The sequence below is a fragment of the Phycisphaerales bacterium genome (assembly GCA_016699835.1).
Taxonomy (GTDB): Bacteria; Planctomycetota; Phycisphaerae; order Phycisphaerales; family UBA1924.
The window spans coordinates 2,785,674-2,798,772 of record CP064987.1 but is presented as its reverse complement, the minus strand read 5'-3'; the positions used below and the strand labels follow the sequence as shown (position 1 = coordinate 2,798,772).

The window sequence follows — 13,099 nt, the reverse complement described above, 5'->3', positions numbered from 1 at the left end:
ACGTGTTTCGCGGCAGGCCACGGCCACAACACTCGCGAGCACGCTCATGAGCGCGGACATCTTGTAGGTGGAGAACGACCGCCGATGCCGGGTTAGCTTAGGCCACCCTTGAACTGCGAGTTCTTGAACTTCTCGCGCATGCGCCGCAGGGCGGGAGTCTCCTTGAGGATCTCCTCGGCAGAGCGTCCGTCGCGATCGCGTCCGCCCTTCTTCCCCTTGCCGCCCGGGCCGCCGCCGAAATCGACCTCGGGCGCGGGCTTGAGGGCCTTGAGCGAGAGGGCGATGCGCCGCGTCTGCGGATCGATCTTGAGGATCTTGACCTGGAGGACCTGATCGGGCTTCACCACGTCGTCGACCTTGGCGATGCGCTTGTGATCAAGTTCGGAGATGTGGATCAGCCCCTCGACCCCCGGCGCGACCTCGCAGAAGGCGCCGAACTCGGCGATCTTCGTCACGCGGGCCGTCACCTCCGACCCTTCCGCGAGCGGGGCGCTCGAGAACGGGTCGGCCTGGAGTTGCTTGAGCCCCAGCGAGATGCGGTTGTTCTCCCAGTCGAGTTTCAGAATGCGGACCGAGACGCGCTGGCCCTCGGAGAGAAACTTCGCGACGGCCTTCTCGCCATGCCCGATGCGGTCGTGCGTGATATCAGAAATATGCACAAGCCCATCGACGCCGCCCAGGTCCACGAACGCGCCGAACTGCATGATCTTGCGGACCACGCCCTCGACGGTCTGGCCTTCCTGGAGGGTGGTCTTGAGTTTCTCGGCGTTGGCCTTGCGCTCGGTGTCGAGCACGTCGCGCCGCGAGAGGATGATGTTCCCGCGACCCGAGCGATCGACGCGCGACACCGCCGCCGCCATCTTCTCGCCGACGTACACCGAGAGATCCTGCACACGCTCGAACGAGATCTGCGACGCGGGCATGAACGCGCGATGTCCGGCGACCTCGAGATCAAGCCCCGCGGGCTTCCCGTCCTTGCCGTTCACGACGCCCGTCACGCGGGCCTCGACGATCTGCCCCGCCTCGAGCATCTCCCACGCGGCCTTCTGCACCGTCCCAGGACGCGAGCAGACGAACAGGCTCTCCTCGGGCTCAAAGCGATCGACCACGACGTCGATCTGCTGGCCCTTCTGCGGGAGTTCCTCTTCCTTGTACTGGATCCGCGGGAGGATGCCCAGTTCCTTCGGGCCGAACTCAAGGAAGATGTCCGTCGGCCCGACGCTCACGACCATGCCCGAGCGATGCTCACGCCCGGCCTGGATCACCCTTGGCCCGCGCACGGCGGCCGGCCTCGCGGCGGCGGCGACCGCGGGATCCACAACCTTCTGCTTCGGCTGCGACTTCCCGGATTCATCCATCGTGTCGAGGAAGCGCATCGCTTCGTCGATCTCGGCCTTCAACTCCGGGGACAAATCGGGAACGTTCGTGGGCTCGGCGCTCATGGACAGGCTTCTTCACCAGCGTGATCCGATGGATGATGAGGGGATCTCCCCGCCGGCTCGGATCGTGCATCCGGCGGGACCCACAGTGTACACGCCCCGCGTGCTTTTGGTCTCACACTTGGTGTGTCTTGGTTCGGTTCCTGTGAGAGAGGAAAATCGACTCGACCCGATCAGACCGTGCGGCGAATCGCCTCGACAATCCGCTGGGCCGTCCGCACGTTCGCGAACCCCGCCTCGGCGTCGATCGGGGGGCGCTTCCCCGTCCGGATCGCGTTCACGAACGCCTGGATCTCGGCCACGATCGGCTCGGCGTCGTCGACCATCAGGTGGTCGATGTTCACAAGTTCATTCCACTTGAGGTTGGACAGGTCCGTCCCCTCGCGGATCTGGTCGCGGACCTCGCTCATCTGGAGGTCGTTCGCCGAGCGACGGATCATCGTCCCGGACTTGGCGGCATAGTCGATCTTGATGTACGCGTTCTCGCCGGTGATCCGCGTCACACGCTCGGTCTTGAGCGCCAGACGGCTCGCCGTCACGTTCGCGACGCAGCGCCCGTGGGCCGTGTTGAACTCCAGCCACGCGTTGCAGAGGTCCTCGTGCTCGGTGACGACCGCAACACCCGCGGCCCGGATGTAGTCCGGCTCGCGTCCGCCCATCATCATGATCACGACGTCGAGGTCGTGGATCATCATGTCCATTACCACGCCCACGTCGATCGAGCGGAACGACATCGGACTGACGCGGATGACCTGCATGAACCGCGGGATGATCTTCAGCCCGTCGTCGGCGGCCCGTTGCATGGCGCGCATCACCGGGTTGAAACGCTCGATGTGCCCCACCATCAGGACCGCCGCGTGCTTCTCCGCCGCCTCCTTGATCCTTCGGGCGGTCTCCACGTCCTGCGCAAGCGGCTTCTCGATGAGGCACGCGATGCGCTTCTCGAGCAACGGGCCGGCGACACGCTCGTGGTGCGTCGTGGGGACCGCGATCGACACGGCATCCACGCCGGCGGCGATCAGTTCCTCCACCGTCGCGAAGGCCTTGCAGTTGAACTTCGATGCGATCATGCCGCGACGCTCCTCGCTCGCGTCCACGACGCCCACGAGTTCGCACCCGGCAAGTTGGCTGTACACCCGCGCGTGGTGCTGGCCCATCCGCCCCACCCCCACCACGCCGCAGCGAATGGGCCGACCGGCGAACCGATCGACGAGCAGCGAGTGGGGAACTTCAACCGGAGCCTGTGACGCCGCACGAGTCATCGCATCGTTCTCCAAACTCCGAACACACAGGCTCTCACACCGAGGTGCGCTCCAGATTCTCAAGAACAAGGGCCCTTATGTTCCCTCGGTCATCCTCTGGAAATCCTCTGAGCCCTCCGTGTTCGCCTCACGCGGCTCCGGCGTCCGACAACGCCGCCGCGAGGATGTCCTTCTTCTGGAAGCCCACGAACTTCTTCACGGGCTGCCCACCCTTGAAGACGATCACGGTCGGGATCGCCGTGATCCCATACTTCACCGCGATCGCCTGATTCGCGTCCGTGTCCACCTTCCCGACCTTCGCCTTCCCCGCGAAGTCGTCCGCGACGGCATCGATCACCGGCGCGAGATTCCGGCACGGCATGCACCACTCGGCCCAGAAGTCGACCAGCACTGGATTCGACGACTTCAAAACCTCGGCGTCGAAGTTGGCGTCCGTGAACTCCTTGACGTTGGCGTTGGCCATGGATCACTCCAATTGAAACGTGATTCAAACCCGTTCGCACGCACGACCGTGCCGCGAACCGTTCCTCGCGTGGGCGGCTCCAAGCCTTCCACGACCGAGGCTTGGATGTTAGGGACCCCCCGGACGATTCACCACTCGCCGATCGGCCCTGGAACACCCGTCGTGAGGCTGGCGTCGGCCGTTCCCAGCAGCGAAATCGCCGCATCCAACGCCTCGCGATGCTCTCGGACGTCATGAACCCGAAAGATCATCGCCCCAAAGCCCAGGTGAAGGACCGAGAACGCGAGCGTCCCGCTCAGCCGCTCAGACGCCTCCGAGTCTCGCCCCAGCGACACCCGCCCCACAAAACTCTTGCGGCTGAGCGCGCTCATCACCGGAATCGACCCTGCCGCCAACTCGCTCGTGGCGCGCATCAGTTCCAGGTTGTCCTCCACTGACTTCCCGAATCCCAGCCCGGGATCGACGACCAGCGACTCGTCATGCACGCCGGCGCGGCGCGCCTCGGCGACGCGCTCGGCGAGAAACTCGCGCACGCACTCGACAACACCCCGCGCATACCGCGGCGCTCGGGCGTACGCGTCGGAATACTGGTCGCTCGCCGGCTCACGCAAACGATGCATGAGCACCAGGCCCATCCCGAGTTCGCCCGCCGTCGCCAGCATCGCCGGGTCGTCGCGACCCGCCGAAGTGTCATTGATGATGTCGGCCCCGGCGTCGAACGCCGCACGCGCGACCGAGGCGTGCGTCGTGTCTACCGAGATCGGGATGGCGGACGCGTGCGCGTCGGGCAATGACCGGATGGCACGAATCGCCGGGATCACGCGCGCCAACTGTGTCTCCACGGGAACCGGCGTGCTCCCTGGCCTTGTCGATTCCGCGCCAAGATCGAGCACATCCGCGCCGGCCTCGACCATCGCCGCCGCCGTGCGTGCGACCTCGTCAACCTCGACGCGACTCGCTTCAAGGAAACTATCCGGCGTGAGATTCACGACCCCCATCACCACAGGGCGTTTGAGCGAGATCGACCGCCCCCGCGCGATGGTCCACTCCATCGCCAGGCTCACGCCCCACCCCCCGTCGCTCCCCCACCCCCACCGCCAAGATGCAGGAACGCCGCGGGGAGCATCGGCTCGGGGAAGCCCTGATAACAGATCGGTCGGCACCATCGCTCGATGGCGCGCGGGCCAACGGCGGTCGTGTGCTGCTGATTCGTCGCCGGGCTTGGGCCGCCATGGACCATCGACTCGCGCACCTCGACGCCCGTCGGCACGCCGTTGAACACGATCCGCCCGACGCGCATCTCCAGCACGCGCACGATCGCGGCGGCCAACGGCGCATCCTGCGCATTCGCAAAGATCGATCCCGTCAGCGACCCTCGAATCAGCCCCGCGCACGAGCGCATCTGGTCGAACGAATCACAACCGACCAGGATCGTCGCCGGCCCGAAGATCTCCTCACGCAGCGTCGGCGACTGCTCGAAGACCTCGGCCTTGGTGCGGAGCAGAATCGGCGACCCGGTGATCGCCGAAGACGACGCGACCGGTTGGGGCGGGCTGCCGCCGCGGATCTCCACGCCCGAGACCGTCGCCGCCTCGCCCACGCGTTTGGCGAACGTGTCACGCGTCCGCCTCGAGAGCATCGGCTGCGCCTGCCCCGTGTCAAAGAGGCTCGCGAGCGTGCGCGAGAACGTCTCGAACTCGTCGCCCTTGATCGCGAAGATCAGGCCCGGGCACGTGCACATCTGCCCGCACGATCCCGTGACCGACGCGAAGAGTTTGTCGGCGATGCTGCGACCATGCAACTCCAGTGCGACCGGCATCACAAAGACGGGATTGACGCTCCCCATCTCGGCAAAGACTGGAATCGGGTCCGGCCGCTTCGCCGCGAGAGCCGCGATCGCCATCCCGCCTCCCACCGATCCCGTGAACCCGACGGCCCGAATACACGGGTGCCCGACCAACGCCGAACCGATCGTCATCTCCCGCTCGCCGCCGGCCTGGAGATACGAGAACGTCCCCGCGTGAAGGCCCGACTCCTTCACGGCCTCGGTTACAGCCCGCGCGACGAGTTCACCCGTCGCCGGATGCGACGGATGCCCCTTCACGACCACCGGACACCCCGCGGCCAGCGCCGACGCCGTGTCGCCGCCCGCGACGCCGTACGCGAGCGGAAAGTTCCCCGCGCCAAAGACCGCCGCCGGCCCCAGCGGCCGCAACATCTGATGGAACGCCGGCGCCCCGGGTCGAGACGGTCCATCGATCGTCGATCGCATCCACTCGCCCGCCTGTACGAGTTCGGCGAACATCTGGAGCGTGAAGACCGTTCGATCCCGCTCCGACGCGAGGCGCGCGATCGCCAGGCCCGTCTCGGCCGAGGCAACCTCGAGGATCGATTCCCCGAGTGCCGCAATCTTCTCCGCTGCGAGCGCGAGAAACGCCGCACGTTGTGTGGGAGGTCGTTGGTCGAGGTCATAGAACGCCTCCCACGCGAAGGCCGTGGCGTGATCGAGGTCCTGGTTGCTCGCCGCGGAAAACTGGATGGGGAGCGAATCGCCCGTTTCCGGGTTAATGGAGTTGAATGTGACGGACGACGCCGGCGACGACTGCCCCGCGACGATGGATGTGCCGCGGAGCGACTCGAGCGTGGAGGCCAAGGTTGGTGAGATGAGCCTGGGCATGGTTGTACGTCGAACGTTTGGGAGTGATATGCTGCCCGGCCATGGTGGCCCGCGTCCAATCCTATTTGATGCAAGGGATCGACGCCGAGCCGTGCGAGGTCGAGGTCGATCTCGACGACGAGGGTCTGGACAAGCAACTCGTCGTCGGCCTCCCCGACGCGGCCGTCAAGGAATCCCTCGAACGGGTGCGAACGGCCCTTTTCAACAGCGGTTTCGGGGCTGTGCGTGGCAAACTCCTGGTCAATCTCGCCCCCGCCGACGTCCGCAAGCAAGGCCCCGACTATGACCTCCCCATCGCGTTGGGACTCCTCGCCGCCCAGGGCGTCATTCGCCCCGTTCGCGACGACGGCGGCCTGGATCTCCGCCAGTTCGTGATCTGTGGCGAACTCGCCCTCGATGGCCGCGTCCGTCCCGTCGCCGGCGTGATCGCGATGGCCGCCCTCGCCAAGGCCAAGGGCGCCAAGGGCGTCATCGTCCCAAGCGCCAACGCGACCGAGGCCGCGATGGTCCCCGGGCTGGAGGTTCACGGCATCTCCACGCTTGCCGAAGGCGTTGGCATCGTCAACGGCCTCATCGATCCCTCGCCCATTGGCGCCCTCGACGTCGCGGGGCTTCTCGACACCGCGCCCGCGCTCGTGGACTTTGCGGATGTTCGCGGGCAGGAGGGCGTGAAACGCGCCATGGTCGTCGCCGCCGCGGGCGGGCACAACATCCTGATGCTCGGGCCCGCGGGCACGGGCAAGACGATGATGGCCAAGGCTCTCCCGGGCATCTTGCCGCCGCTCACCGTCGAGGAAGCACTCGAGGTCACGCGGATCTATTCCGCTGCTGGTCTCCTTCCCGAGGGCCAGGGACTCGTCACCCGCCGCCCCGTCCGCAGCCCGCACCACACCGCGTCCTCCCCGGCGATCGTCGGCGGCGGGATGATCCCACGCCCCGGCGAGATCTCCCTCGCGCACCACGGCATCCTCTTCCTCGACGAACTTCCAGAGTTCCCGCGAATCGTCCTCGAAACCCTCCGCCAACCGCTCGAGGACCACGTCGTCACCATCGCCCGCGCCCACGGAGCCGTGAAGTTCCCCGCGAGTTTCATGCTCGTGGCGGCGATGAATCCCACGCCCAAGGGCGACGTCGCGCCGGGCGAGGTCGGTCGCCGCGCCATGGAGCAATATCTGTCACGCTTGAGCGGACCCCTGCTCGATCGCATCGACATCCACGTCGAGGCCCCGGCCGTCCCCTGGAAGAAACTCGCCGAATCGCCGCGGGGCACGAGCACGCAGACGATGCGAGCCCAGGTCCTTGCCGCCCGCGAGCGCCAGCACGCTCGCCAGGGAAACACGCCCAACGCCCGGCTCACCGGCAACCAACTCGACGTCCACGCCCGCATGAACGACGACGCCAAGACGCTCCTCGGACAGGCGATGAACGAACTGGGGCTCTCGGCCCGTGCCTACGACAAAATCCGGCGCGTCTCGCGCACCATCGCGGATCTCGAGGGCGCCGAGGGCGTGCTCCTGCCCCACGTCGCCGAGGCCGTGCAGTATCGACTCCTCGACCGACGTGTGTAGACGAACATGCAGCGGCACCGCACTCTGGTGGCACCGATCTCCTGGTGGCACCGCTCTCCAGAGCGGTGTCGAAGGACACCCACACACTCGATGTTCACACCTCGAATCGTGCGGCGCGTCTCGCCCAACCACCGGGAACACAACCTCAATCAGTCGCGCTCGCCACCCACGCCGCAACATCTTCGGGTGTGTTGAGATTCACCAGCACGCCCGCATCCTCGACCTCGACCGACATCACCTCTCCCTCAATCAGCCGATCCAGCCGCATAGACTCAGTCGTGGCGCGCGAGCGAACCTCGTGCTCGTCCATTCGTGCGATCTTCGCGATCCACTCTGCTGGAAGGAAGACCGGGTGCCCCGTCTTGTTCTCAAACTGTGGCCTCGTCGGCACCGATCGCCCCGACTCCCGCGACGTTTCTTCGAGCGTCTCGAAAACGCCGGATGAAGGGACCGGAACATCCACGGGCAGCACGAACATCCCGACGGACTCGCCGGATTCATGGACGCTCTTGGCCGCGAGCCGCACGCTCTCGAACATCGGCGCGGAGTCGTCGCCCAGCACTCGAGGCCCCGGCGCGTCCGCCTCCCCACTCAAGGCCTCTTCAACAATCCCCGACACGATCCAAATCAATCGCACACGATCGCCCAGACCCGCCAATCGTCGACGCTGCACACGCCACCACACCTGCCCGCCGACACGCATCAGGATCTTCGGCCCGCCCATCCGCGTGCCTCGCCCCGACGCCAGCACCGCAACCACAACTTCATCCACGACGCACTCCAACTCCCCCGCGATCACGAACACCAGACATCTTCCGCGATTCGATCAGGATCTCCGCCGCGATCGAGATCGCCACAAGTTTCGGCTCTTTCCCCGTGTCCCCGACGCCGATAGGGCATTTCACCCGACCCACCGCCGCCTCGTCCAACCCGCTCGCGACGAGCCGTCCAAAGAGGCACGCCCGTTTGCTCCTGCTCCCGATCAATCCCACAAACGCGGGCGACACGGGCACGAGCCGTCGCAAGAGTTCAAAGTCCGTGTCGTGCGAGCAGGTCATCACCAGCGCGAGCGTTCGCCCCGGCTCGCGCGACACCGCCTCCACGCCCTCGTCCCACGTCAGCGCTCGCTTCGCTCCTGGGAACCGCTCGGCACTGTTCCACTCCGGCCGATCGTCCACCACCACGACCTCAAGCGACGCGGCCTCGAGCAAATCCACGATCGCCAGGGCCACGTGCCCCGCGCCGAAGATCACGACCCGCTCGCGCGGCCCCACGAACTCAAAGAAAACCTGCATCACCCCGCCGCAGCACTGATCCGCGTCCGAGCCGAGCACATACTCGCGCGAGAAGCACTCGCGTTTCGCGAGGCATTCCTCCGCGTCGGCTCGCACGAGATGCTCGAACTGCCCCCCGCCCACCGTGCCGTGCCAGGTTCCGCCATCGTCGCCGGGCATCCACAGCAGCCGTGCACCAGGATCCCTCGGCGTGCTCCCCTTCGCGCCCGTCACGGTCACCAGCACGAACGCCTCGCCGCGCGACGCCGCCTGAGACGCAAGTCCGAGAACCATCCAGTCGTCGCGCATGGGCCCTCCACTCTCGTTCCTGCAATGCTAGCGACACCCTGACGGCGAGTTCGAGGAGCGTGATCCGCGTCCGAGAAGCTCCCACGCCCGTGGGGGTTCGCCGATAAGTCCCGCAAATACGTGCCCCCAGGACCAAAGTGGCGTGCTCTCCGCCCCGATAAGCGGTGTGCATCGATCCTGAGGGCGTGTCGCTCTTACGGAAGATCGCTCGGAACACGACGCCATGAAGATTCGGACCTTTGCGATGGGTGTTGCCCTCTCGACCACGGCTGCCGCGCTTGCCCAGTCCGCCGATGATGGCACGGCAACCGCCTCCTTCGAACTCAATGAACTCCTCGATACAGGCCCGAGCACCCTTCCCGGCCAGGAACGCGGTCCGCGCACCACGACGACCGAGCCGATCGAGACGCCCCCACGCGAGTGGTTCGGCTCCACACCCTGGACCCACTGGACACGTGTGACCGGCGACTGGAACGGCGGGCGGACGTGGCTCGAGGACAATGGCCTCACGATTTCCGGCTCATACGTCGTTGATTACGCCAGCGTCCTCGATGGCGGGATCGAGACGACCGGCTCCTTCCGTCAACTCATCGACCTCAATGCCGCATGGAACCTCGAGAAATCCCTCGGCTGGAAGGGCGCCAAAGCGTTCGTCGATGCCCAGTTCTCGTTCACCGGCGGCGGCTCCGCGGACGCCGGCGACTTCCAGGGCATCTCCAGCCTCTCCACCGGGACCAAGAACATCCACCAGATCAGCCAGCTGTGGCTGCAGCAGGAACTCCTCGACAATCGTCTTCGACTCAAGGCCGGCAAGATCGACGCCACCAGCGAGTTCGACTTCATCTCATTCGCGGGCGATTTCCTCAACTCCGCCGGCATCAACACCGTCAATGCGCTCTCGTCCTTGCCGACATATCCAAACCCCGCCACCGGTGTCGTCGCCTTCGCCTATCCGACCGAACAGACCTATCTGGGCATTGGTCTCTTCGACGGCGCCACACTCGACGGCTTCCCCACAGGACCGCGCGGGCCAGCAACATTCTTCAGCGACGACGACTCCGACAGCCTCTTTTACATCGGAGAAGCCGGCCTGAGTTGGGACACAGACGCGGGCACCGGTCGCGCGACCATCGGCGCCTGGCACCACACCGCCGACCTTCCCGAGTTCTCAGGCGGCACATCGAGCGGCAACACCGGGTTCTACGCCCTAATCGAGCAGCAAGCCTGGCGCCGCGGACAGACCGATGAACTCAAGGACAAGGGCCTCTTCGCCTTCGCCCAGGGCGGCACGAGTGACAAGGAGGTCACCGCCGCCGCAGTCAGCATCGCCGCGGGCCTGGTCCTCAAGGGGACTTTCGATTCCCGCTTCGACGACAACGCCGGGCTTCTCATCGCCTTCGCGGGTTTCTCCGATGCGGCCGGCTCGCCCTTCACCGACGACGAGATCGCCGTAGAGGTCTACTACAAGATCCAACTCACGCCGGCGATCAGCCTGACGCCCGACCTCCAGTACATCATGAATCCCTCGGGCGTCTCGACCGTGGACGATGCGATCGTCGCGGGGCTTCGCGCCGCGATCACATTCTGACCCTGAATCCGTTTACCACCCGCCGATCGTGTTGGCCACGTCACGTCTGTCGGTCTGCGGGTCTCGATCGCCCGGTGGTCGACCGCACGCGGTCAGGCCGCGATGGTCTTCGGGCCCGCAAGACGCCAGTTCGAAATCGCAAGCGTGGCGATCGTGCCGCGCTCTGGATGCGATTGAAGCACGATCCGCCCGCCCATCGCCTCAACGATCGCCTTGGCGCGCGTCAGGCCCAGGCCATGGCTCCGGCCCGCGGCTTTCTCGCTGAAGAATGGATCGAACGCGTGCGTCGCGGCCTTGCTCGACAACCCCGGACCATGATCTGTCACGCGGAAGAGCAGCGCGTCATCCAGCGGGTCCACGTGCGTCGAGAACTCGATCTCACCACGCGAGTCGGCCTCGGCGGCGTTCACCAGCAACTCCGCCAGCGCGAGTGCCAGCAACTTGGGATCCAAACGCGCCCGATCCGTCGCGCGACCCACGCGCACCGACGCCCGCACCGGCGTGTTCCCGTTGCGGATCTGCGCCAGCGCGAGCGCCTCCTGCACCACCGACGCCACGTCGCACGTCGCGATCCGAGGCTTCGGCGGCGAGGCGATCAGGTGCAGGCTGCGCACCAGCGCCCCAAGATGCTCCGAAGCCTCGGCGATCTGGACGATCGACGCCCGATCACGCGAATCCTTCACTCTCGGGAGCATCAACTGCGCCTGCCCGGAAATGATCGTCAGCGGGTTGTTCATCTCGTGCGCCGCTCCCGCCGCGATCTCGCCCAGGCGGGCGTACGACTGCGCCTCGGCGAGTCGCGCCTGAGCATCGGCCAGGTCTCGATTCAGTTGCGCGAGTTGTTCCCCCTGGCGGATTGCGGCATCGCTCCGCGCGATGTCGCAGATCGCCAGCCCCCACGCGCTCGTCATCACGCCGAGATTCGCCACGGAGAGTGCCGCCATCGGGTCCTTGTCCACAATGAGCACCGCCGTCGGCGAGTGACGCGTGATCGGCACGAGTCGGAGTTTCGCCGCGTCCATCGGCTCGGCGAGCGACTCCGCCAGCCACGGAAAGACGTGCGGCAGCATCGCCGAACTCTGCGTCGGATCGATCACCCCCGCGAGCACGCGCGACGAAGGATCTCGAAAATGCGGCGGCGGTTGGACCTCGCTCGTGCTCAACACCTGCCCGTTCGCCGAGAATCGGTAGAGCCGCCACGCCTCGTCGTCGCGCACTTGCAGCAGCATTGACGGAGCCGAGCACCCCAGCACCGACACCGCGCTCGACGCCGTGTGCGATAGCGTCTCGGTCAGCGACCGCGCATCGAGCGCGTGGGTGTTGAACGCGCCGACGGCCTCGAGCACACGCGCCACCGAACGCGTCTCCTTCTGACGCTCGTCCAACTGCGCGTTCAACTTGCCCAGGTGCGCGTTGGCCTTCGCCAATGACTCCAGGAGCACCTCACTCGACCCGCCTGCCGACAACCCAAGCGCCTCGAGGCGATCCGTCATCTCGGCGTGGATCGCCGGCGTGAGTTCGTCGAGTTTGAGCGCCGGCTGGCCCGACGGCGTCGCCAGCCCCACGTGCCTCGACACCGCGGCATAATCGGGAATCGTCCCAAAGTCCCCCGACCAGCCCAGATGCAGGTTCCGCACCACGGTCCTCGCCAGTGTCACGATCGCCACGAGGTTCTTGTGTTCCGTCGTCGGCAGAGAGTTGAGCGGCTGGGAGTGCAGCCACATCGCGTCGCGAAGATACGTCGGCAGGCGCCAGTGCTCCGCGATCCGCCGTCCGGCGGTGAACGAATCCAGCCCGATGATCTGGCGCTCGATCGGCGCCGAGTCCGTCCCTTGGCGCTCGGCGAGTTGGACCACCCGCGCATAGCACTTGGGGAGCACCAGTTCGAGCACGGGCTTGCCCATCGCGTGCAGAAGGCCCGCCGTGAACGCCTCCTCGGGCGAGACCTTCATCTCTCGCCGGCGCGTCGCGATCAGTTCCGCCGCGGCCGCTACCGCGACCGAGTATTTCCAGAATCCCTCGCGATCAAACGCGTGCACATCAACCTTCGCCTCGGCCCGAGTGCCGCTCGCCGGCGCACCCCAGTACCCCGTCGGCGGCTCATCCAGGCTCGACGCCTCACGCTCAAAGAGGTCGTACACCGACACCGAGAGCACCGCCGACCGCACCGCATCCAAACCAAGCATCACGATCGCCCGGCGGACGGTCGTCACCTTCTCGCCCAGCCCCTTGTCGGCCCTTCGGCAGAGCGCGAGGATCCGCGTCGACGTCGCCGGGTCAGACTCGATGATCTTCGAGATCTCCGCGATGTCCACGTCGTTGGCGCTCCCGAGCGCGAGAAGACGGCTCGCGATCGGCGCCAGCGTCGGGAGCGAGTCGACACCCTGCAGCACCAGTTCGATCTGGCGCTGCCGGGCCGCCTCCTGGCTGGGCGTCACAAGATTGGCGACAGGCGACTGGCCTGCGGTCGTCGGGTCAACGCTCACGTGCTCGACCTCCGGGTGCGGTGGGGACAGTCC

The 13,099-nt window shown here is 66.4% G+C and carries 10 protein-coding genes; 2 read left to right on the top strand and 8 right to left on the bottom strand.

The genetic code is table 11. From position 1 onward, the window contains the following. Positions 1 to 92: 92 nt before the first annotated feature. The 5 genes from IPK69_11500 to IPK69_11480 form a co-directional block, all read right to left on the bottom strand. Positions 93 to 1,442 carry a S1 RNA-binding domain-containing protein gene (locus IPK69_11500; GenBank protein ID QQS08601.1) on the bottom strand — a complete coding sequence of 450 codons (1,350 nt, stop codon included), beginning with the start codon at positions 1,440 to 1,442 and terminating at the stop codon, positions 93 to 95. A gap of 170 nt (positions 1,443 to 1,612) precedes the next feature. Beyond that, positions 1,613 to 2,701 (bottom strand): Gfo/Idh/MocA family oxidoreductase, encoded by a 1,089-nt coding sequence (locus tag IPK69_11495; GenBank protein QQS08600.1) that lies wholly within the window; start codon positions 2,699 to 2,701, stop codon positions 1,613 to 1,615. 127 nt (positions 2,702 to 2,828) lie between these two features. Next, positions 2,829 to 3,164: a thioredoxin gene (trxA, locus tag IPK69_11490; GenBank protein QQS08599.1), complete on the bottom strand. Its 336-nt coding sequence runs from the start codon at positions 3,162 to 3,164 to the stop codon at positions 2,829 to 2,831. A gap of 128 nt (positions 3,165 to 3,292) precedes the next feature. Further along, positions 3,293 to 4,228 carry a dihydropteroate synthase gene (gene folP, locus IPK69_11485; GenBank protein QQS08598.1) on the bottom strand — a complete coding sequence of 312 codons (936 nt, stop codon included), beginning with the start codon at positions 4,226 to 4,228 and terminating at the stop codon, positions 3,293 to 3,295. Then, entirely contained in the window at positions 4,225 to 5,841 is a 1,617-nt protein-coding gene (locus tag IPK69_11480) for an aldehyde dehydrogenase (NADP(+)) (protein QQS08597.1), read from the bottom strand. The genes folP and IPK69_11480 overlap by 4 nt, the downstream gene beginning before the upstream one ends. 41 nt (positions 5,842 to 5,882) lie before the next feature. Between IPK69_11480 and IPK69_11475 the strand changes: the two genes are divergently transcribed. After that, positions 5,883 to 7,409 carry a YifB family Mg chelatase-like AAA ATPase gene (locus tag IPK69_11475; GenBank protein QQS08596.1) on the top strand — a complete coding sequence of 509 codons (1,527 nt, stop codon included), beginning with the start codon at positions 5,883 to 5,885 and terminating at the stop codon, positions 7,407 to 7,409. A 145-nt stretch (positions 7,410 to 7,554) separates the two neighbouring features. Here the strand turns inward: IPK69_11475 and IPK69_11470 are convergent, their stop codons facing one another. Both IPK69_11470 and xdhC read right to left on the bottom strand, forming a co-directional pair. Next, complete coding sequence (locus IPK69_11470; protein QQS08595.1) at positions 7,555 to 8,181, bottom strand: NTP transferase domain-containing protein; 627 nt, start codon at positions 8,179 to 8,181, stop codon at positions 7,555 to 7,557. Further along, a complete protein-coding gene (gene xdhC, locus IPK69_11465; GenBank protein QQS08594.1) occupies positions 8,174 to 8,992 on the bottom strand; it encodes a xanthine dehydrogenase accessory protein XdhC in 819 nt (272 codons plus the stop codon). The genes IPK69_11470 and xdhC overlap by 8 nt, the downstream gene beginning before the upstream one ends. 223 nt (positions 8,993 to 9,215) lie before the next feature. On the opposite strand from xdhC, the gene IPK69_11460 reads away from it, so the two are divergent. Then, positions 9,216 to 10,580, top strand: a complete 1,365-nt coding sequence (locus tag IPK69_11460; GenBank protein QQS08593.1) for a carbohydrate porin — start codon at positions 9,216 to 9,218, stop codon at positions 10,578 to 10,580. A gap of 92 nt (positions 10,581 to 10,672) precedes the next feature. Here IPK69_11460 and IPK69_11455 read toward each other — a convergent pair whose 3' ends face one another. Beyond that, positions 10,673 to 13,066 (bottom strand): HDOD domain-containing protein, encoded by a 2,394-nt coding sequence (locus IPK69_11455; GenBank protein QQS08592.1) that lies wholly within the window; start codon positions 13,064 to 13,066, stop codon positions 10,673 to 10,675. Positions 13,067 to 13,099: the final 33 nt, after the last annotated feature.

What these genes read in the sequence shown, in the direction of transcription:
- trxA (QQS08599.1), bottom strand. Translation starts at nt 3,164, where the DNA reads ATGGCCAACGCCAACGTCAAGGAGTTCACGGACGCCAACTTCGACGCC.
- IPK69_11475 (QQS08596.1), top strand. Translation starts at nt 5,883, where the DNA reads ATGGTGGCCCGCGTCCAATCCTATTTGATGCAAGGGATCGACGCCGAG.
- IPK69_11500 (QQS08601.1), bottom strand. Translation starts at nt 1,442, where the DNA reads ATGAGCGCCGAGCCCACGAACGTTCCCGATTTGTCCCCGGAGTTGAAG.
- IPK69_11460 (QQS08593.1), top strand. Translation starts at nt 9,216, where the DNA reads ATGAAGATTCGGACCTTTGCGATGGGTGTTGCCCTCTCGACCACGGCT.
- IPK69_11480 (QQS08597.1), bottom strand. Translation starts at nt 5,841, where the DNA reads ATGCCCAGGCTCATCTCACCAACCTTGGCCTCCACGCTCGAGTCGCTC.
- xdhC (QQS08594.1), bottom strand. Translation starts at nt 8,992, where the DNA reads ATGCGCGACGACTGGATGGTTCTCGGACTTGCGTCTCAGGCGGCGTCG.
- IPK69_11495 (QQS08600.1), bottom strand. Translation starts at nt 2,701, where the DNA reads ATGACTCGTGCGGCGTCACAGGCTCCGGTTGAAGTTCCCCACTCGCTG.